18 protein-coding genes are annotated in these 20785 nt (G+C 67.9%); 13 read left to right on the top strand and 5 right to left on the bottom strand.

Going from position 1 to position 20785, the window contains the following annotated elements:
• Window positions 1–509: 509 nt before the first annotated feature.
• The gene (locus tag ABIB14_RS11225; RefSeq protein WP_354235959.1) at window positions 510–1397 is read right to left on the bottom strand and encodes a hypothetical protein; all 888 of its coding nucleotides are present in this window, start codon (window positions 1395–1397) and stop codon (window positions 510–512) included.
• Window positions 1398–1409: 12 nt separating this feature from the next.
• Between ABIB14_RS11225 and ABIB14_RS11230 the strand changes: the two genes are divergently transcribed.
• The 12 genes from ABIB14_RS11230 to ABIB14_RS11285 all read left to right on the top strand — a co-directional run bounded on the left by ABIB14_RS11230 (window position 1410) and on the right by ABIB14_RS11285 (window position 14283).
• Window positions 1410–2177: a hypothetical protein gene (locus ABIB14_RS11230; RefSeq protein ID WP_354235960.1), complete on the top strand. Its 768-nt coding sequence runs from the start codon at window positions 1410–1412 to the stop codon at window positions 2175–2177.
• Between the two features lie 6 nt (window positions 2178–2183).
• Window positions 2184–3176, top strand: a complete 993-nt coding sequence (locus ABIB14_RS11235) for an HAD-IIA family hydrolase (protein WP_354235961.1) — start codon at window positions 2184–2186, stop codon at window positions 3174–3176.
• 10 nt (window positions 3177–3186) lie between these two features.
• Complete coding sequence (locus ABIB14_RS11240) at window positions 3187–3462, top strand: hypothetical protein (RefSeq protein ID WP_354235962.1); 276 nt, start codon at window positions 3187–3189, stop codon at window positions 3460–3462.
• Window positions 3459–4265, top strand: a complete 807-nt coding sequence (locus tag ABIB14_RS11245) for a TlyA family RNA methyltransferase (RefSeq protein ID WP_354235963.1) — start codon at window positions 3459–3461, stop codon at window positions 4263–4265. Before ABIB14_RS11240 ends, ABIB14_RS11245 begins: the two co-directional genes overlap by 4 nt.
• Window positions 4266–4311: 46 nt before the next feature.
• Window positions 4312–5352, top strand: coding sequence for an NAD kinase (locus tag ABIB14_RS11250; RefSeq protein WP_354235964.1), 1041 nt, complete (start codon window positions 4312–4314; stop codon window positions 5350–5352).
• A gap of 3 nt (window positions 5353–5355) precedes the next feature.
• Complete coding sequence (gene recN / locus ABIB14_RS11255) at window positions 5356–7095, top strand: DNA repair protein RecN (protein WP_354235965.1); 1740 nt, start codon at window positions 5356–5358, stop codon at window positions 7093–7095.
• Window positions 7096–7195: 100 nt separating this feature from the next.
• On the top strand, window positions 7196–8959 hold the full coding sequence (gene pyrG, locus ABIB14_RS11260) for a CTP synthase (RefSeq protein ID WP_354235966.1): 1764 nt from the start codon (window positions 7196–7198) through the stop codon (window positions 8957–8959).
• A 27-nt stretch (window positions 8960–8986) separates the two neighbouring features.
• A complete protein-coding gene (locus ABIB14_RS11265; protein WP_354235967.1) occupies window positions 8987–9649 on the top strand; it encodes an NUDIX domain-containing protein in 663 nt (220 codons plus the stop codon).
• Window positions 9650–9798: 149 nt separating this feature from the next.
• On the top strand, window positions 9799–10725 hold the full coding sequence (gene xerD, locus ABIB14_RS11270; protein ID WP_354236041.1) for a site-specific tyrosine recombinase XerD: 927 nt from the start codon (window positions 9799–9801) through the stop codon (window positions 10723–10725).
• A gap of 152 nt (window positions 10726–10877) precedes the next feature.
• Window positions 10878–12593: an HNH endonuclease signature motif containing protein gene (locus ABIB14_RS11275; protein ID WP_354235968.1), complete on the top strand. Its 1716-nt coding sequence runs from the start codon at window positions 10878–10880 to the stop codon at window positions 12591–12593.
• An 83-nt stretch (window positions 12594–12676) separates the two neighbouring features.
• Window positions 12677–13219 carry an 8-oxo-dGTP diphosphatase gene (locus ABIB14_RS11280; protein WP_354235969.1) on the top strand — a complete coding sequence of 181 codons (543 nt, stop codon included), beginning with the start codon at window positions 12677–12679 and terminating at the stop codon, window positions 13217–13219.
• 155 nt (window positions 13220–13374) lie between these two features.
• Window positions 13375–14283: a hypothetical protein gene (locus ABIB14_RS11285; RefSeq protein WP_354235970.1), complete on the top strand. Its 909-nt coding sequence runs from the start codon at window positions 13375–13377 to the stop codon at window positions 14281–14283.
• A gap of 90 nt (window positions 14284–14373) precedes the next feature.
• Here ABIB14_RS11285 and ABIB14_RS11290 read toward each other — a convergent pair whose 3' ends face one another.
• From ABIB14_RS11290 to ABIB14_RS11305, 4 genes are all read right to left on the bottom strand, one after another.
• The gene (locus ABIB14_RS11290; protein ID WP_354235971.1) at window positions 14374–15522 is read right to left on the bottom strand and encodes a bifunctional 2-methylcitrate synthase/citrate synthase; all 1149 of its coding nucleotides are present in this window, start codon (window positions 15520–15522) and stop codon (window positions 14374–14376) included.
• 63 nt (window positions 15523–15585) lie between these two features.
• Entirely contained in the window at window positions 15586–16488 is a 903-nt protein-coding gene (gene prpB / locus ABIB14_RS11295; protein ID WP_354235972.1) for a methylisocitrate lyase, read from the bottom strand.
• Entirely contained in the window at window positions 16488–18008 is a 1521-nt protein-coding gene (locus tag ABIB14_RS11300; RefSeq protein ID WP_354235973.1) for an MmgE/PrpD family protein, read from the bottom strand. The genes prpB and ABIB14_RS11300 overlap by 1 nt, the downstream gene beginning before the upstream one ends.
• Window positions 18001–18660 (bottom strand): GntR family transcriptional regulator, encoded by a 660-nt coding sequence (locus ABIB14_RS11305; protein WP_354235974.1) that lies wholly within the window; start codon window positions 18658–18660, stop codon window positions 18001–18003. The genes ABIB14_RS11300 and ABIB14_RS11305 overlap by 8 nt, the downstream gene beginning before the upstream one ends.
• Before the next feature lie 172 nt (window positions 18661–18832).
• On the opposite strand from ABIB14_RS11305, the gene ABIB14_RS11310 reads away from it, so the two are divergent.
• A complete protein-coding gene (locus ABIB14_RS11310) occupies window positions 18833–20737 on the top strand; it encodes a propionyl-CoA synthetase (protein ID WP_354235975.1) in 1905 nt (634 codons plus the stop codon).
• Window positions 20738–20785 lie beyond the last annotated feature (48 nt).

Consider the following 20785-nt stretch of genomic DNA (forward strand, 5'->3'; position numbering starts at 1 on the left):
TCACCGCCGGAACATCATTAAACGGTCGAGGACCCCAACCACCACGTTGGGGTCCTCCCGCATTTAACCCCCCACCCACACCAGGAACCCACCCGCATACCGCCACACAGAACACCATGCCCTCCCGCAGCGCCGGCCGTGGAGGTCGTATGAGGGAACGTCCACGGACTGGCTGTGAGGATTCACACCCCGTGGGCTGTAAGCGCTACTTCCGTTAGCCCGGTACGGGCGTCTCGCCTAGAATTGAATCAGATATACGGACTTCGAAGCGCTTTGATTTCGGGTTGCGTAGTGAACGAAACACGGAAAGAGCGGCTGCGATTGCGCCAGTGGTCAGCTCATAACAGGAGGAATCCACCATGGCTGAGAACAACGACGGCAACGACCGCGGTAACTCGGGCGGCGGACGTAATTCCGGGGGCGGGGGATTCCGAGGGGCCAACAACTCCGGCGGTGACCCTCGAGGCTTCCGCGGCAGGGATGATCGATCGGGCGGATCGCGGCCGCCATTAAGTGACCGTGATCGTAAGCCGTTTGGTGATCGTCCGTCGCGTGAGGGTGGGGCTCCCCGCAGTTCCGGTGGGGGTGACCGTGATCGTAAGCCGTTCTCCGGTGGCGGTGACCGTGATCGTAAGCCGTTCTCCGGTGGGGGTGACCGTGATCGTAAGCCGTTCTCCGGTGGGGGTGACCGTGATCGTAAGCCGTTCTCCGGTGGCGGTGACCGTGATCGTAAGCCGTTCTCCGGTGGCGGTGACCGTGATCGTAAGCCGTTCTCCGGTGGCGGTGACCGTGATCGTAAGCCGTTTGGTGATCGTCCGTCGCGTGAGGGTGGGGCTCCCCGCAGCTCCGGTGGCGGTGACCGTGACCGCAAGCCGTTCTCCGGTGGCGGTGACCGTGATCGTAAGCCGTTTGGTGATCGTCCGTCGCGTGAGGGTGGGGCGCCCCGCAGCTTCGGTGGGGGTGACCGTGATCGTAAGCCGTTCAGCGGTGGAGATAACCGCAAGCCCTTCGGTAATCGCGAGGATCGTCCGGGCCGCAGTTTCGACCGCGGTGACTCCGGCCCCCGCCAGTTCGGCCGTGACCGCCCCGAGGACCGTCCGGTCCGCGAGCCGAACGCCAGGGACCTGCGCAGCGCCAACCGCCCGGACCGCGAGCGTTCGCCCCAGATTGACGAGGATGTCACGGGCAAGGAACTTGACCGCGCCACACAGCACCAGATCAAGACGCTCGAAGACAACAGCGCTGAATGGGTGGCGCGCCACCTCGTCATGGCCGGCCGTCTCATTGACGACGAGCCGGAACTCGCCTTCCAACACGCCTTGGCTGCCAGCCGGCGCGGCGGCCGTCTCGCGTCTGTCCGTGAAGCCGTTGGCCTGACCGCGTACGCGGCCGGGCATTACGGCGAGGCCTTGCGTGAATTCCGGACCTACCGCCGGATCAGCGGCTCCAATATGCACCTGCCGGTCATGGCGGACTGCGAGCGTGGCCTTGGCCGCCCGGACCGCGCCTTGGATATGGCCCGCTCCGAGGAAGCCAAGGATCTTGATGCTCCGGGCAAAGTGGAGCTGGCCATCGTCGCCGCCGGCGCCCGTACCGATTTGGGCCAGCTCGACGCCGCCGTTTCCGAGCTGGAAATCGTCCAGCTGGACATCAACCGTGCCTTTTCCTACAGCCCGAGGCTCTTCCGCGCGTACGGCGACGCACTGACGGCGGTCGGCCGCGAAACCGAGGCCGGGAAATGGCAGCGCCAGGCCGTCGTCGCCGAGAACGCCCTCGGGCTCGATGACTCGGACGATCCGGACATCATCGACCTCGGCTGGGACGAGGAAGAGGAAGCCCGCGAGGAACAGCAGCGTCGCCGGCTCCTGGCGGAGCAGTCCGCCGCCGTGGCCGACGAGCGGGCACCCCGTGCCGCCACCGCAGAGGCCGTTGCCGGGCTCCCGGAAACGCACCAGGCTGCGGAAGGCCAGAACGCCCTCGAGACGGAGTCCGACGACGTCGAATCCGACTTCTGGGAGTCCGACGACGCCGAGTCCGATGAGGACTCGGTCGAAAAGGACGCCCTGGACCGCTCGGAAGTACTGGCCGGGGACGACTCTGGGGACACCAGCCCCGCAGACTCCTTCGAGGACTCCCACAACGCGGACGCCGACCAGCCGGAACACGCCCGGGACTAATCCAACGTGCCCGGAACTGAACTGATCTCGGCGTTCGACGCGCTCCTCGCCGATTTGGACGGCGTCGTCTACGCTGGCCCGCACGCCATTCCCGGCGCGGTGGAGTCGCTGAAACGGCTCGCCGAAATCGGCGTCGGGCTCGGCTACGTGACGAACAACGCCTCGCGGTCACCCGCCGAGGTGGCACAGCATCTGCGCGAGCTCGGAGCTCCTGCGGAGGAGCAGCAGGTGGTGAGCTCGCCGCAAGCGGCCGCCGAATTGCTCGTTTCCCTGCTGCCCGCCGGTGCCCGGGTCCTGATTACCGGAGGCGAGGCGCTGGCCCGCGAGATCGAAGTCGCGGGCCTGGTGCCGGTCCGCAACGGGGCCGAGGACCCGGTGGCCGTCGTGCAAGGCTTCCACCCCGACCTGGGCTGGAAGGACCTCGCCGAGGCGTCCTACGTCGTCGCGGCCGGCGCTGTATGGGTGGCCACCAACACGGACCTGACCATTCCGCAGCCCCGCGGGATGGCGCCAGGGAACGGCACGCTGGTCGCGGCTGTCTCTGCCGCCACGGGCCGGGAGCCCCTCGTCGCGGGCAAGCCCGAGGCCCCCCTTTTCCGTGCCGCCGCCAAGAGGCTGGCCGCCGAGCGGCCGCTCGTCGTCGGCGACCGGTTGGACACCGACATCCTCGGCGGCAACAACGCCGGCTTTGCCACCGTGGCCGTGCTGACGGGCGTCGATACCAGGGAGTCCGTCCTGGCCGCACGCACTCGGGAACGGCCTACCTTCCTGATCAACGACCTCACCGATCTCTACCGCGCCTACCCGACGGTGGAGCACGACGGCGACGGACGGTTCCGTTGCGGCGCCGCCGTGGCGGTGGTGCAGGAGGCCACCGTGCGCATCAGCGGGGACCCTGCGGAGCTCGACTCGTGGCGTGCAGCCTGCGCCGCCTGGTGGGCCGCCAACCCCGAGACGGAAACCGCCCGGGCGCCCGGCCTCGAGTGGCTCACTCACTAGACTGGAGTGCATGACCGAGCTGAACCCCTCCAATCACGACCGTCCGGAAAGTGCCGAAACCATGGTCGACTGGCCCGCGAACGCCGGCGACTCTGCCGTGGGGGACCCAGCCGCGGTTGATCCTGCCGTTGACGCCCTGTTGCTACGTCTCGACTCGCTGCCGGAGTTGCCGGTGGCGGGCCACGGCGACGTCTACGCCCGCGTGCACGACGGCTTGGCCGCAGCCCTCAATGAGGACGTGGCCAGCCTGCAGGCTGGAATGGACCCGGGGGATCTGCGCCCATGACCAGGCTTGACCAGGCCCTCGTCAGCCGCGGTCTGGCGAGGTCGCGGACCCACGCTGCACGCCTGATCGCCGAAGGAAAGGTCAGCTCCGGCGGCGAAGTGCTGGCCAAGGCCTCCCTGCAGGTCCAGGACGGTACGGTCCTGGACGTCGCTGCCACGAGCGAGGACGACTACGTCAGCCGCGCGGCCCACAAGCTCGCCGGTGCGCTGGATGCCTTTCCCGCCGTCGAGGTAGCCGGCAAACGCTGCCTCGACGCGGGCGCCTCCACCGGCGGCTTCACCGAGGTGCTGTTGCGGCGCGGCGCGTCCCATGTTGTGGCGGTCGACGTCGGGCATGATCAGCTGGTACCGCAAATCCGGAACGACGCGCGGGTCTCGGTGCACGAAGGCCTCAACGTCCGCTACCTGACCCCGGAGCCGATCGGCGGTCCGGCCGCGTTGACCGTCGCGGACCTGTCCTTTATCTCGCTGACCCTTGTGGTGGCGCCCCTCGCGGCGTGCACCGAGCCCGGCGGGGACCTGGTGCTGATGGTCAAGCCGCAGTTCGAGATCGGCAAGGACCGGCTGGGCCGCACCGGTGTGGTCAGCTCCGAGCGGGAACGCAGGATGGCGGTCGCCAAGGTGGCTACCGCTGCACTGGCTGCCGGCTTGGATCTGCAAGGCCTGGCGCAGAGCCCGTTGCCCGGTCAGGACGGAAATGTCGAGTACTTTCTGTGGATAAAACGCGGGAACCGGGCAGACTTGCCTAAGATCGAGGAGCGGGACACGGCTGTTGCTGCGTTACTCGCAACGATCTGGCCGTAGCCCTGGAAGCACGAGAAAAACGAAAAGCACTAGAAGGCGGAACCCGATGAGCAGGCGTGTCCTCATCCTTGCCCACACTGGCCGCGAGGAGTCCCTCAAGGCCGCGTGGGAAGCGTGCGCCCAGCTGCATGCCTCGGGCATCGTCCCGGTGATGCAAAGATCCGAGCTCGCCGATATGGTCCGGTTCTTCGGAGAACTGGACCAGCCCGTCGAGGTCCTGCACGACCACGTCCAACTTCCTGACGTCGAACTGGTCATGGTGTTAGGCGGCGACGGCACGATCCTGCGCGCGGCGGAGCTGGTGCGCGAGGTCGACGTGCCGCTGCTCGGCGTCAACCTCGGCCATGTCGGCTTCCTCGCCGAAAGCGAGCGGGCGGACCTCGCTCAGACTGTCGAATGGGTTGCCAGCCGCCAGTACACGGTGGAGGAGCGGATGACCATCGATGTGCAGGTGTGGGTCCGCGGCCAGAAGATCTGGCACACGTGGGCGCTAAACGAGGCGGCCATCGAGAAGGGCAACCGGGAACGGATGCTTGAGGTGGTCACCGAGGTCGACGAACGCCCGCTCACGTCCTTCGGCTGCGACGGCGTGGTCCTCGCTACCCCCACCGGCTCCACCGCTTACGCGTTTTCCGCCGGCGGCCCCGTGGTGTGGCCGGAGGTCGAAGCGCTGCTGATCGTGCCGATCAGCGCCCACGCACTCTTCGCCAAGCCGCTGGTTGTGTCGCCGAGGTCCCGGCTCGCCGTCGAGATCCTCAACCGCACCGACGCCCAGGGCGTGCTGTGGTGCGACGGCCGCCGCTCCGTGGACCTGCCGCCCGGGGCCCGCGTGGAAGTCACCCGGTCCGCCACTCCGGTCCGGCTGGCCCGCACCCACCAGACCCCGTTCTCCGGCCGCTTGGTCCGTAAATTCGAACTTCCCATCCAAGGCTGGCGCGGCCCGGTGCCGCAGCCCGACGTCATCCACACCGGACCCGTGCCGGTGGTCCGCACCCCCCGGCCGAATCGTGCGCTGCCGACTCCGCCGCCGGCAGGGGCGCGGCACGCGGACCCCGGCGCACCAACCGACCCCTCGACTGCGAAGTGATTCATGCTTGAAGAACTCAGAATCCGCGACCTCGGCGTCATTACCGACGCGACCCTGCCGCTGGGCCAGGGCCTCAGTGTCGTGACCGGAGAGACCGGCGCCGGCAAGACCATGGTGGTCACCGCCGTCGGCCTCTTGCTCGGCGCGCGGTCCGACGCCGGCGCGGTCCGGAGCGGCGCGAAGCGCGCCTCCGCCGAGGCGGTGCTGAAGCTCGATGCGGGCCACCCCGCGATCACCCGGGCGCGTGAGGCCGGGGCCGAGGTCGAGGAGTTCGACGGCGGCGCGGAGCTGCTCCTCGCCCGCAGCGTCGGCGCCGACGGACGCAGCCGAGCCTACCTGGGCGGCCGGAGCGCACCGGTCGGCGTCCTCGCCGAGATCGGCGGGACGCTGGTGGTGGTCCACGGGCAGTCGGACCAAATCAGGCTCAAGAGCCCGGTGGCCCAACGCGAGGCCCTGGACAAATTCGCGGGGGAGGGCCTGGCCGGGTCCCTGACGGCTTACCAGGGACTGCACGGGCATTGGAAGAACAGCCAGGCCGAGCTGGACGAGCTCCGCAGCGCCGCCCGCGAACGGCTGCGCGAGGCGGAATCCCTGAAGGCTGCCCTGGCCGAAATCGACGCCGTCGACCCGCAGCCGGGAGAAGATGAGACGCTCAAGGCCGAGGCCGTCAAGCTCGCCAATGTCGAAGAGCTGCGGATCGCCGCCAGCACCGCCCACCAGGCCCTCATCTCCGAGGACTTCGGCGAGGAAGCCGACGCCACCACGCTGGTGGACGCCGCGAAACGCACCCTGGAGCACGTCGCCGAACACGACGAGGAACTGGGATCGGTCGCCGCCAGGCTTGCCGAGGTGGGATTCCTGCTGACCGACATCGCCGGTGAACTGGCCAGCTACCAGGCCGCCCTCGACACTGAGGGCCCGGAGCGCCTGGCCGGGATCGAGGACCGCCGGGCCGCGCTTGCCAAGCTCGTCCGGAAATATGCGCCCAGCATCGACGAGGTGCTGGTCTGGGCGGACAAGGCCCGGGCCCGCTATGACGAGCTCCAGGACGACTCCACCCGGATCGGGGCGCTGGACGCCGAGGTCGAGCGTTCGAAGGCGGACCTCCGCAAGCAGGCGGCTGCCCTCAGCAAGACACGGAAGAAGGCCGCCAAGGACCTCTCCGCCCGGGTCAGTACGGAGCTGACCGCGCTGGCCATGGCCGACGCCACCCTGGTGATCAACGTGGACTCCGGCGAGCAGCTGGGCCCGTTCGGCACCGACGAGATTTCCTTCCTGCTGCAGCCGCACTCCGGCGCGCCGGCCCGGCCGCTTGGCAAGGGCGCCTCCGGCGGCGAACTCTCCCGCGTGATGCTGGCCATCGAGGTGGTGCTGGCCGCCGTCGACCCCGTACCGACGTTCGTCTTCGACGAGGTCGACGCCGGCGTGGGCGGCCGCGCCGCCGTCGAAATCGGCCGGCGGCTGGCGATGCTGGCCCGGCATGTCCAGGTCCTTGTGGTCACCCACCTGCCGCAGGTAGCGGCCTTCGCGGATCAGCACATCCGGGTCACCAAGACCTCGGTGCGCGGTGCCGACGGGGCGACGGCCACTGGCTTCACCTCCAGTGACGTCCAGCTGCTGGACGAGGCCGAGCGGGTCCGGGAGCTGGCCCGCATGCTGGCCGGGCAAGAGGATTCCGAATCGGCCCGGGCACACGCCCAGGAGCTCCTGGACGACGCCAAGCTGCTTCCGCACCAGGCGTGAGTGGCCCGGCCGGCGGCCCGGGCGGCTGGGGGACTGGGACAACGCTCACAGCTGTGCTTTATCAACGCGGCGTTGTATCGACTCAACGAAGACGGAATTGGTGATAGGCTCGAATTCCGTGGTGCAGCGATCAAATTCCCGTGTAAATTCCCGGTTTCCGGGCTCGTCCAAGACGACCAAACACATCTTCGTAACCGGTGGTGTGGCGTCCTCGCTCGGTAAGGGACTGACGGCTTCGAGCCTCGGTCACCTTCTGCGGGCACGCGGCCTGTCTGTAACAATGCAAAAGCTCGATCCCTATTTGAACGTGGATCCGGGCACGATGAACCCCTTCCAGCACGGCGAAGTCTTCGTGACCGACGACGGCGCCGAGACGGACCTCGACATCGGCCACTACGAGCGCTTCCTCGATGAGAACCTCGAGGGGTCGGCCAACGTGACGACCGGCCAGGTTTACTCCACGGTCATCGCCAAGGAACGCCGCGGCGAATACCTCGGCGACACCGTCCAGGTCATCCCGCACATTACCGATGAAATCAAGCGGCGCATGCGGCTTCCCGCCGAGGGCAAGAACGCCCCGGACCTGATCATCACCGAAATCGGCGGCACCGTGGGCGACATCGAGTCCCAGCCGTTCCTTGAGTCCGCCCGTCAGGTCCGCCAGGACGTCGGCCGCGGCAACGTTTTCTTCGTCCACGTCTCGCTGGTGCCGTACATCGGGCCATCCCAGGAGCTGAAGACCAAGCCCACGCAGCACTCCGTCGCTGCGCTGCGCTCCATCGGCATCCAGCCCGACGCGATCGTGATCCGGTCGGACCGCGAAGTTCCCGAAGCCATGCGGGCCAAGATCGGCCGCATGTGCGACGTCGATATCGAAGCCGTCATCGGCTGCCCGGACGCGCCGAGCATCTACGACATCCCTAAGACGCTGCACTCCCAGGGCCTGGACTCCTACATCGTCCGCGCCCTTGACCTGCCGTTCAAGGACGTCGACTGGACCAGTTGGGACAAACTCCTCGAAGCCGTCCACAACCCCAAGCATGAGGTAGAGGTTGCCCTCGTCGGCAAGTACATTGACCTGCCTGACGCCTACCTGTCCGTGACCGAGGCGCTGCGTGCCGGCGGCTTCGCGAACGACACCAAGGTCAAGATCCGCTGGGTCCCCTCGGACGAATGCGAAACCCACGAGGGTGCGGTCAAGTCCCTGGAGGGCGTGGACGCGATCTGCGTTCCCGGCGGCTTCGGCATCCGCGGCCTCGAAGGCAAGCTCGGCGCGCTGAAGTACGCCCGCGAAACCAAGCTCCCGGTCCTCGGTCTCTGCCTGGGCCTGCAATGCATGGTGATTGAGTACGCCCGTAACGTGGTTGGCCTCGAAGGTGCGTCGTCCTCGGAATTCGAACCGAACTCCAAGTATCCGGTCATCGCCACGATGGAAGAGCAGCTCGATATCGTGGAGGGTAAGGGCGACCTGGGCGGCACCATGCGCCTTGGCCTTTACGAAGCCAAGCTGGACGAAGGTTCCGTCATCGCCGAGACGTACGGCACCACCAAGGTCAGCGAACGCCACCGGCACCGCTACGAGGTCAACAACAAATACCGCGAGCAGATTGCCGCCCAGGGTCTGGTGTTCTCCGGAACCTCACCCGACGGCAAGCTGGTGGAGTACGTTGAACTTCCCCGTGAAGTCCACCCGTACTATGTGGCCACTCAGGCACACCCGGAGCTCAGCTCACGGCCCACCCGTCCGCACCCGTTGTTCGCGGGACTGGTCAAGGCCGCACTGGACCACCAGCATGGGTCCGGCAAGTCTGCTGCAGCGACGGCCAAGGCTGCTGCCACGTCGGCTCCGGTAGAGTCCAAATAACTCCCAACTGAATCAAAGGACGGCGCGATGCCCGGTAACCCTGAGACCCCCAATGCTGCACGGCAGGTTTCGGATGAGCCGAGCCCGCGCCGTCTTTTGTCTTCGGAGAAGGTCTATGAGGGCCGGATCTGGGATGTTGTCAGCGACAGCTTCCAGCTGAGCGACGACGGCGAGCCCCTGGTCCGCGACTATATCGACCACCCCGGGGCCGTGGCCGTTCTACCGATGAACGAGGACGGCGAGGTCCTGCTGATCAAGCAGTACCGCCACCCTGTCGGGATGGCCCTTTGGGAGATTCCGGCCGGGCTTCTCGACATCGAGGGCGAGGACTTCATGGCCGGCGCGGCCCGTGAGCTCGCCGAGGAAGCCGACCTCGTGGCCGCGCGCTGGAACGTGCTGACCGACTTCTTCAACTCACCCGGTTCTTCCAGCGAAGCCATCCGCATCTATCTGGCGCGCGGCCTGGGTGACGTACCCGGCCACGAGCTGCACGTCCGCACCGACGAGGAAGCGGAAATAGAACTGCACTGGATTGCGCTCGATGACGCAGTCCGGGCGGTGCTGGAAGGGCGCCTGCACAACCCGTCCGCCGTCGTCGGGATCCTCGCCGCCGCCGCGGCGCGGGCCGACGATTTCCGCGGCCTCCGCCCGGCCGACGCGCCCTGGCCCGCCCACCCCAGCCAGCGCTGATGACTGAGCTGTTGGCTGCAGAGCCGCCCGCCGAAGAGCCGCCGGCCGAAGAGCCGCCGGCCGAAGAGCCGCCGGCCGAAGAGCCGCCGGCCGAAGAGCCAAAGGCCGCAGAGCGGCCCGGCCGGCCGCCGACCGCCGTCGACCGTGCCATGACCGACTATCTGCAGCACATGAGCGTGGAACGCGGGCTCGCCGCCAACACCCTGTCCGCCTACCGACGGGACCTGACGCGCTACGCCCGGCACCTCGCCGCGACGGGGCGCCAGCGCCCCGAGGAGATCACCCGGCGGGACGTGACGGCATTCGTGCAGGCACTCTCCGACGGATCCGACGGCGGCTCCGCCCTGGGCGTGCGATCGGCCGCCCGCACCGTCGTCGCTGTCCGCGGACTGCACAAATTCTGGGCGCTGGAAGGCGTCACCCCCACCGACGCTGCCCATGACGTGCACCCGCCGATGCCCGGCAAAAGGCTGCCCAAGGCCATCACGGTCGATGAGGTCACCCGTATCCTGGAAGCAGTCGGGACGGACACGGCAACGGGGCTCCGGGACCGCGCCCTGCTCGAGTTCCTCTACTCCACGGGTGCGCGCATCAGCGAGGCTGTTGGCCTGGACGTTGACGACATCTCGCTGCAAGGGGACGAGGAACCCGGCCGCGTCGGCCCAGCCATCGTCCGGCTGTTCGGCAAGGGTTCGAAGGAGCGGTTGGTACCGCTGGGGTCCTTCGGGGCGCGGGCGCTGGACGCCTACCTTGTCCGTGGCCGGCCGCTGCTCTCCGCCAAGGGCAAAGGCACCCCGGCCCTGTTCCTCAATGCCCGGGGTGGACGGATCAGCCGGCAAAGCGCCTGGACCATCCTCAAAGCGGCGGCGGAGAAAGCCAACATCACCAAGGACGTCTCGCCGCACACCATGCGGCACTCTTTCGCTACCCACCTATTGGAAGGCGGGGCGGACGTGCGCGTCGTGCAGGAGCTATTGGGTCACGCTTCCGTGACCACCACGCAGGTTTACACCCTGGTCACGGCGGACACGCTGCGGGAAATCTATGCCGCCGCTCACCCGAGGGCTCTCGGCTAAGCCGGGCCCGCTGGCGCTCGTCGTCTTGGCCCGCACGTCACTCAGCCAAACGGTCGTGGCCAAGCTGACCCCCGTCGGGTGTGTCCGGGGTGCCGCGTAAGCGGCGGGGCTGGCTGGTCTAAATTGTCGGTGCCCGGTCATAGGCTGGGAGCATGAAAAGCGGTGCGGCTTTGAGTGCGGAAACCCGGGAGGCCCTGGCGGCCCTCGCCGCGTCCGCCGCCGCACTGGCTGCCCTCGCCGACACCGAAGCGGGCGCGGACTGTGACCTCGATGAGCCCTCCGACACGGATCCGCTGCGGGACTTTGATCCGTTGCGTGCCAGGGCGGACGTGTGTCTGGACGTCCTGGCCGGGCTGGAGCGGTGGGCGGCCGGGGCGGCCGCGTTGAAGGTCCGGGTGACCGCGGATTACGTGCAGGCGGCCGAGGCACTGGCGGCCCCGGCAGTCTCCGCGCAGGAACGCACCGGCCAGGAGATGGCCGTGGTCGCCGAGGTCGCCTGCGTCCTGACCGTCAGCGAACGGACCGCCAGCGCCCTGATCTGCGAATCCCTGGCGTTGACGACGGCGTTGCCGCTGACCCTGGCCGCCCTGCAGGCCGGGGAAATTTCCTGGCAGCACGCCCGGATCATGGTCGATGAAACCTCCGGCCTGGACCCGGCCGGGGCGGCCGCCCTGGAGGCGCACTTCCTGGACCCCGGTGCGGCGACCCCGGCCCGCGGCTGCCCGGCCGGGGAGCTGGTGCCGGGCCGGTTCCGGGCCAAGGCCCGCACCTGGCGCGAACGCCACCACCCCGTCAGCATCGAAACCCGCCACGCCAGGAGCGCCGGCGACCGGCGGGTCGAGTACGCCCCGGACCGGGACGGCATGGCCTGGCTCTCGGCCTACCTCCCGGCCGCCACGGCGGCGGGGATCTGGGAGCGGACCACCACCGCCGCCCGGGCCCTACAGGGCCCGGCCGAGGGCAGGACCCTGACCCAGCTCCGCGCCGACATCACCGCCACCTGGCTCCTCACCACCGGTACGGTCCGCACCGGCACCTCCGGAGGAATGGGCGGTAGTGGGATACCCGGCACCAGCACCGACGGCGGGTCCCTTGGGGAGGGCGTGCCGGTTCCGCGGGCGCAGGTGTTGGTCACCGTCCCGGTCCTATCCCTGCTCGGTGCCACCGACGAACCTGCCGTCCTCGACGGGTACGGTCCGATCCCGCCGTCGATGGCCCGGGCCCTGGTCGCCGACGGTGCTGACTCCTTTTACCGGGTCCTGACCGACCCCCGCGACGGGGCGCCGCTGGAAATCGGCCGGACCAGCTACCGGCTCACCAAAGCCCTGCGGCACTGGCTCCGCCTCCGCGACGGCAAATGCCCGTTCCCGGGCTGCCACAACCCCTCCCTGGACAACGACGCCGACCACCTCCTGGCCTGGGCCGACGGCGGCACCACCGGCATCGCCAACCTCGGTCAGCCCTGCCGCAAACACCACCGGCTCAAACACACCACCGCCTGGACCCCCACCGCGGCCAGCAAGAACCACCCGCCCGGCTGGACCTCCCCGTCAGGACGTTGTTACCCCAGCGAACACCAGGACTGGGAACCACCCCACTGGCCGCAGGAAATCCGGACGGGCATTGACAAAGACCCGGAAGCTGAAATTGGACCGGAGGCTGACATCGGCCTCGGCACTGACCCGGGCACTGAATCTTGGACGGACCGTGAACTACCCCAGGACCCCTTCCGGGACTGGCATGTCTTCGTAGCGTCGCATCCAATACCCGACGCGGACATAGACGATCCGGACTGGCCGGCGCCCCTCGACGACCCCATCCCGGGCGACGTCCCGCTCCAATATGCGTCAATTTCGAATTCGTTTTGAGTGTGGGCCCGGACGATGAAGCCTGATTCCCGCTCCTGCAGACCGGCGGCAGCCGCAGGGGCCGCAGCTATAAGGTGGAACTCATGCCGCTCACGCCCGTCACCCTCTGCTTTCTGCTCCGCGACGCACGGGGCGGTACCGACGCACAAGGCGGTACCGCAGCTCAGGACGTTACCGGAGTGCAAGGCGGTACCGAGGTGCTGCTGGGGCTGAAACGGACCGGTTTCGGCACCGGTAAGATCGTCGGCATCGGCGGCCACGTTGAGCCGGGGGAGAGCGACGCCGAAGCCGCGGTCCGTGAGGTCTGGGAAGAAGCCGGCGTCGTCGTGCGGCAGGAAGACCTGGCCGACGTCGGCCTCGTGGAGTTCATCTTTCCCGCCCGGCTCGAATGGAGCATGTCGTGCCGGCTCTTCACCACCCGGCGCTGGGAAGGCGAACCCTCCGACAGCCCTGAAATATCGCCGGAGTGGTTCGATGCCGCCTCGTTGCCGCTGGAGCGGATGTGGCAGGATGCGGAGCACTGGTTGCCTTCCGCGCTGGCAGGCGGAACGGTCGACGTCGTCGTGGTCCTGAACGAGGACAATGAGACCGTCGCGTCCGTCCGGAATCCCTCGACACGGGGGTGAAAGCACGCCGCCGCGCCAAAATCTGCCGCGACTCGAACGGTGGTGCCCGCAGCGCATCGGGCCGGCCGGTAGCCTAGGGACCAGACACTCCGCCGCGGCGATCCAGGCATTTATTCGCACTCCGGCCGGCGCACACGGACCACTTGGGGCAGGGCATGGACTCGACTAATCACGACCTTCCGGGCACGGATCAATACGACGACGAACCGGCGACGGGCATCAGCGCGCGACGGCGCTGGCCTTGGGCCGTTGGCGCCCTTGCCCTCGTCGGGGCGGCCTTCGCAGGGGGCGTTGCCGTGGCAGAAAACTTTGGGTCAACGGACGCGGGCCGGTCGGCAGTCTCGTCGCCCTCGGTCATGGCACCGACAGCATCTGCGGATGCTGGCACGACGCCGTCGCCCACCGGTACGACGCCGTCGCCGTCGCCCACCGGCACGGCGCCGGTGACAATTGCGCCGTCAACCTCCGCCACAGCCACGCCGGCACCTCCCGCCGCGTCCTGGCAGACCTTCACCAGCCCGGGCGGAAAGATTAGTTTCGAGCACCCCGCCGCCTGGCGGGTGGCGCCCCCCGCAGGTGCGGGGTCCGGCGCGGTGGACGTCGACGTTTCGGATGAGGCCGGCATGGTGGTGGCGTCCCTGCATGCCGGGCCAACCGGGGGGATCGGCGGCGCCTGCCAGGGACCGGTGCCCTACACCGTGCTGGATTCGGTTGAAGTCGACATTCCCTACCAGCCCACCAAGGGTTCGGTTACGCCGCGTTTTACCTTCCGCGCCCTCCAGGAAGCCGACCGCGTGACGGCGTCCTACGGCCTGACCAGCTTCGTTGCCGGCCAGGACGGAACCACGTGCATGTTCTACAACGCGATCAACGGCCCTGCGTGGTCGCCGCTCTTCTCCTTCGCCGATACCTTCCAGGTCAACGCCGGCGGCACCGAACAGGTCCCGAACCGCAAGGGCGCCAAGACCTTCCCGTCGTTGGAAGCGGCGCGGGCCTACATGCAGACCCCCGAGTACCTGAACGCGAAGCGCATGCTCACTTCCGTGAAGGTCTCGGCGGGCTAGCAGTACCGCAAGCCCCGGCTTAACCGATAACGACGGCGGGCCGGTCACCTTCACAAGGTGACCGGCCCGCCGTCGTAAGGATGGCTGGTACTACGGCACGTGCCGTTCTTCCACACCGTTGTAGAGGCTCAGCGGGCGGATCAGCGAGTTCGCGTCCAACTGCTCCATGATGTGCGCCGTCCAGCCGGTGATCCGGCTGGCCACGAACAGGGGAGTGAAGGTCGGGGTGTCGAAGCCCATCAGGTGGTAGGTCGGGCCGGCCGGGTAGTCGAGGTTCGGTTTGATCGCCTTCGCCTCATCCATTGCCGTCTCCAGGCCGTTGTAGAGCCCCAGGAGCTCGGGACGGCCGTAGTGCGCCACCATCTTGTCCAGGGCGGCTTTCATCGTGGGCACCCGGGAGTCGCCGTGCTTGTAGACACGGTGCCCGAAGCCCATGACCTTCTTCTTCTGCGCGAGGGCATCTGCCATCCAGGCCTTGGCCCGGACCGCAGCCTCTTCGAGCGACTCCTCCTGCCGGATGCCGATCTCGTCGAAGGTGTGCATGACGGCCTCATTCGCGCCGCCGTGCAACGGTCCCTTAAGCGCCCCAATGGCGCCGGTCACGGCCGAGTGCAGGTCCGACAGTGTCGAGGTGATCACCCGTGCCGTGAACGTCGAGGCGTTGAAGGAGTGCTCGGCATACAGGATCATCGAGACGTTGAAGGCCTCGACGACTTCCTGCACGGGCTCCTCACCGAAGGACATCCAGAGGAAGTTCGCGGAGTAGCCCAGGTCGTCGCGGGGCTCCACCGGTTCAATGGGCCCCTCCGCGTGGCGGCGCCGCTGATCGTAGGCGACCACCGCTGGCATCGCCGCGAACAGGTCCACGGCCTTGGCCATATTGGCCTCGCGGGAGGAATCCTCGGCCAGCGGGTGCCGGGCGCCGATCACCGACGTCGCCGTCCGGCAGACATCCATCGGATGCGAGGTGAGCGGCAACGCGTCGATGACCTGCTTGAGGACCGGATCCAGGGCGCGGCCGGCACGCTCCTTGGCGGTGAACCCGGCCAGTTGCTCGTCGGAGGGCAGCTCGCCGTTCCACAGCAGGTAGGCTACTTCCTCGAAACTGCACTTGGCGGCCAGCTCCTGGACCGGGTAGCCGCGGTAGAGCAGGGAATTGGTGTCCGGGTTGACCTTGGAGACCGCGGTGTAGTCCACCACGACGCCGGCAAGGCCCTTCTTGATCTCATTTTCAGCCATGCTGAAACTCCTTTTGTTCCTATCGACTGTTCACCGGCCGGGGCCGGCAGTCCGGTGGTGGTGTCAGCTGCCGGGGATCTGGAAGTTGAACACCCCGGTGTCAAAGCGGTTGTAGGCCTCGTAGTCGACGAGGTCGTAAAGCCGTGCACGGGTCAGCATGCTCGAAACCTGTGCCTCCTGGGTGCCGTCGGATTGGATCGATTCCAGAGTACGCTCAGCGGCGCCCATGGCACTACGGAGCAGCGTCACCGGGTAGATGACCATATTGACGCCGACGCCGGCCAGTTCATCCACGGTGAAGAGTGCGCTCTTGCCGAACTCCGTCATGTTGGCCAGGATGGGCACGTCCACAGCGTCGCGGATCGCCTGGAATTCACTCAGGTCTTTCATGGCCTCCGGGAAGATCGCGTCAGCGCCGGCCTCCACGAGGGCTTTGGCGCGCTGCTGGGCCGCTGCCAGGCCGTCCGTGGCCCGGATGTCGGTGCGGGCCATGATCAGGAAGTTCGGATCCCGGCGGGCATCGGCCGCAGCCCGGATCCGCTTGGTGGCGGTGTCCAGGTCCACCACGTTCTTGCCGTCGAGGTGGCCGCAGCGCTTCGGGTTGAACTGGTCCTCGATGTGCAGGCCGGCCAGGCCGGCGTTCTCGAGTTCCTGGACGGTTCGCGCCACGTTCATCGGTTCGCCGAAGCCGGTGTCGGCGTCGACGATCGAGGGCAGGTCCGTCATTCGGGCGATCTGCCCGGCGCGGGTGGCCACCTCGGTGAGGGTCGTCAGGCCGATGTCCGGCAGGCCGAGGTCATTGGCGAGGACGGCACCGGAGATGTAGACACCGGCAAATCCCTTCTCCTCGATCAGCCGGGCCGAGAGCGGGTTGAACGCGCCGGGGAACTGGGCGATGGTGCCGGAGGCCAGCAGCTCCCGGAAGCGGATCCGCTTCTGCTCCGGCGTGGTCTTCGAATACAGCATTAGAAGAGTCCCTTCGGTGCGGCGGCAAGGTCGATCACACCGTCGGCTGCCTTGATGTTCAGCTGCTCAAGCTCGCCGGCGGCGAGCTCGGGAAGCCGCGCGGCGGCAGCCAGGAAGCGCTCGATCTCGGCCTCGGCCACGAGGCCGGCGGCGAGGGTGCGGAACTTGTTGACGTACTGCTCCCGGGCGAACGGCCGGGCGCCCAGCGGGTGCGCATCGGCGACGGCGATCGACTCGGTGATGACGGTGCCGTCCGCCAGGGTGATCTCGACGGAGCCGCCGAAGGCCTTCTCCGCGATGTCCAGCGAGTGGTAGCGGCGGGTCCATTCCGGGTCCTCGACCGTGGTCACCTTGTGCCACAGTTCCACTGTGTCAGGGCGTCCCGCGCGCTCCGGCGCGTAGGAATCGACGTGGTGCCAGGCACCGTCCTGCAGCGCCACCGTGAAGATGTAGGGGATGGAGTGGTCCAGGGTTTCCCGGCTGGCCGTCGGGCTGTACTTCTGCGGGTCGTTGGCGCCGGAGCCGATCACGTTGTGCGTATGGTGGCTGGTTTTGATCAGCACCGACGCTACATTGGCCGGGTCCTTCAGCTCGGGGTGTTCGCCGTGCAGCTTGCGGGCGAGGTCGATCCAGGCCTGCGCCTGGTACTCGGCGGAGTGCTCCTTGGTGTAGGTGTCCATGATGGCCCGCTTGGCTTCGCCGGCTTCGGGCAGCGGCACCGTGTAGGAGGCGTCGGGGCCGTCCAGCATCCAGGCGATGACGCCGTCCTCGCCTTCGTAGATCGGCACCGGGGAGGTCTGGCCGCGTATGGCGCGGTCCGCGGACTCGACGGCCATCTTGCCGGCGAAGGCCGGTGCGTGGGCCTTCCACGTGGAGATCTCGCCCTTGCGGGACTGCCGCGTGGCGGTGGTGGTGTGCAGCGCCTGGCCGATGGACTGGAAGATGGTCTCGACGTCGAGCCCCAGAAGGGTGCCGATGCCGGCGGCGGCGGCGGGGCCGAGGTGGGCCACATGGTCGATCTTGTGCTTATGCAGGCAGATCGCCTTGACCAGGTTGACCTGGATCTCGTAGCCAGTGGCGATGCCGCGGATCAGGTCCTGGCCGCTTGCGCCGACGTGCTGGGCGACCGCCAGGATCGGCGGAATGTTGTCGCCCGGGTGGGAGTACTCCGCCGCGAGGAAGGTGTCGTGGTAGTCGAGTTCACGCACTGCGACGCCGTTGGCCCAGGCGGCCCATTCGACGGCGACGGGCTCGTCGATGCCGAAGACCTTCGAGCCCTTGCCGCCCGTGGTGGGGCCGTGGGTGAGGGCCTGCGCCCGGGCAGCGATGATCGGGGCGCGGTTCAGCGAGGCGATGGCCACCGAGGCGTTGTCGATCACGCGGTTGATGACCATGTCGGTGACCTCGTCGGAGACCGCGACGGGATCCGCGGCCACCTTGGCGATCTTGTAGGCGAGCTGGTCCTCGCGGGCCAGGTTTTCCTCGCTCTTGTAGACGCGGACGTGGTGTTCCTTAACCATGGTGCTCCTTCTGGTGCGGTACGTGGGTTGCTTTGACGTGGGAAAGGCTTCGGTGCAGGTGAAGGGTGGTGGCGGCCTCGGCGAGCCGCGGGTTGCCGGCGGCGATCGCCTCGGCGATGGCGGCGTGCTCTGCCGCAGCGGCGGTCAGGCGAGCGGCGTCGTCGGCCGCCAGCCGGCGCACCCGGACCAGATGCACGCGCAGGCTGCGCATGGCCTGGGCCAGGTAGGAATTGGAGATGGCGGCGTCGATGGCGGTATCGAGCCGCCCGACCAGCCCGTAGTAGTCATGCCGTGCGGGGTCGGCGCCGTTGATCAACTCCGGCGCCCGCAGCAGTTCGCACCACAGCTGCTCGAAGGTCGCGGCGTCGCCGCGTTGCGCAGCGAGTGCGGCGGCCTTGCCTTCGAGGGTTTCGCGCAGTTCGAAGAGCTCGTCAATGTCCTCGAGCGAGATGTCGGTGACGACGACGCCGCGGCCGCCGGCCGTCGTCGTCAGGCCTTCCGCGGTGAGCCGGCTCAGGGCTTCCCGGAGCGGGGTGCGGGAGATGCCGAGCCGCTCGGACTGCTCGACCTCGGCGAGGACCGTTCCAGGCAGAAGACGCCATTCGATGATGTCCTCGCGCAGGACCGCGTAGGCCTTATCGCTGGCGCGCATGCTGGTCTCCCTCCTTGAATGATCTCCTTAGTGTATACACGCTTCGGAATTCTGCCTAGGTTTTTGGGCAAATCCCGTTCGTAAAGGCGTTCTATGTATACACGGGCCTTGTTGTGGGTCACCCGCCGGGCTATTATGAGCTACATCACAACGTCGTGGACGGGAATACTTCATGGTCACCAAAAGCTACCGGGACAGCTACGAACGCAGCGTCGAGCGGCCGGAGGAATTCTGGCTCGAGGCCGCTGCCATGGTCGCCTGGAGCACGCCTCCGTCCCGCGCACTCGACTCCGGCCGGGCTCCGCTCTACGGCTGGTTTCCTGACGGCGTGCTGAACACCTGCTACAACGCCCTCGACCGGCACGTGGCGGAGGGCCGCGGAGCTCAGGACGCCCTGATCTACGACTCCGCCATGCTCGGCACGCAGCAGCGCTTCAGCTACGCCGAACTGACGGACCTCGTCGCCCGGTTCGCCGGCGTACTGCGCCGAAACGGCGTGGGCAAGGGCGACCGCGTGGTGATCTACATGCCGATGATCCCCGAAGCCGCCATCGCCATGCTCGCCACGGCCCGGCTCGGCGCGATCCATTCGGTGGTCTTCGGAGGCTTCGCGCCTAAGGAACTCGCCGCCCGCATCCGGGACGCCGCCCCGGCCGCCGTGGTCACCGCCTCCGGCGGGATCGAACCCTCCCGCCGGATCGAGTACCTGCCAGCCGTCGCGGAGGCGCTCGAACTGGCCGGTACGCCTGACATCCCGGTCCTGGTCAAGGCACGGGAAGGCTTCACCGCGTCCGCGGCCGACCACGCCGGCTGGCTGGACTGGGACACCGCTTTGGCGTCCGCCGAACCCGCCGCCCCGGTCGACGTGAAAGCCACGGACCCGCTCTACATCCTCTACACCTCGGGAACCACCGGCGCCCCCAAGGGCGTCGTCCGGGACAATGGCGGCCACGCCGTCGCCCTGCAATGGACGCTGGAAAACATTTACGACGTCGGCCCCGGAGACGTGATGTGGACCGCCTCCGACGTCGGCTGGGTGGTGGGGCACTCCTATATCGTCTATGGGCCGCTGCTGGCCGGCGCCACCACCGTGCTCTACGAAGGCAAGCCCGTGGGCACACCCGACGCGGGCGCATTCTGGCGGGTCATCCAGGACCACAAAGTCAATGTCCTGTTCACCGCGCCCACGGCGCTACGGGCCATCCGGAAGACCGACCCCGAGGCAACGCTGCTCGAACATTACGACATCTCCAGCCTGCGGACCTTGTTTGCCGCCGGCGAACGGCTGGACACCGACACCTTCCACTGGGCCTCCCGTGTCTTGGGCGTCCCCGTGGTGGACCACTGGTGGCAAACCGAGACGGGCTGGGCCATCTGTGCCAACCCGCGCGGCCTCGACGGGCTGCCGATCAAGGCCGGCTCGCCCAGTGTTCCGATGCCCGGGTTCAAGCTGCGGATCCTTGACGGCTCCGGCGAGGAAGTCGAACCCGGCACCGAGGGCAACATTGTCCTGGGGCTGCCATTGCCGCCGGGAACACTCACCACGCTCTGGGGCGACGACGAACGCTACATTTCCTCCTACCTCCAGGCGTTCGAAGGCTGTTACGCCACGGGTGATTCCGGCTACCGGGACGAGGACGGCTATCTCTTCGTGATGGGCCGCACCGATGACATCATCAACGTCGCAGGCCACCGGCTCTCCACCGGCGCCATGGAACAGGTGATCGGGCAGCACCCTGCCGTGGCCGAATGCGCGGTGATCGGACTCAACGACCCGCTCAAGGGCCAGCGCCCCAGCGGCTACGTAGTGCTCAAATCGGGGGTGGACGTGCCGGAGGACGTCCTCGTTAAGGATCTGATCGCCCTGGTCCGCCGGGACATCGGCGCGGTGGCGGACTTCAAGAACGTCACCGTGGTGGAGGCGCTGCCCAAGACCCGCTCCGGCAAGATTCTCCGGAAGACCATGCGCCAGATCGCCGACGGAGACGACTACGTGGTGCCCTCGACGATCGAGGACGCGGGCGTGATCGACCAGCTCCTGGCGATGCTCCGCCCCGCTGCCGGGGGTCCGGCATAGGAGTCCGGAGACCTGGGACCCCGGAGGCCCGGGAGTCCGGAGGCCCGG

This window comes from Arthrobacter sp. UYEF3 (assembly GCF_040546245.1).
GTDB lineage: Bacteria > Actinomycetota > Actinomycetes > Actinomycetales > Micrococcaceae > Arthrobacter.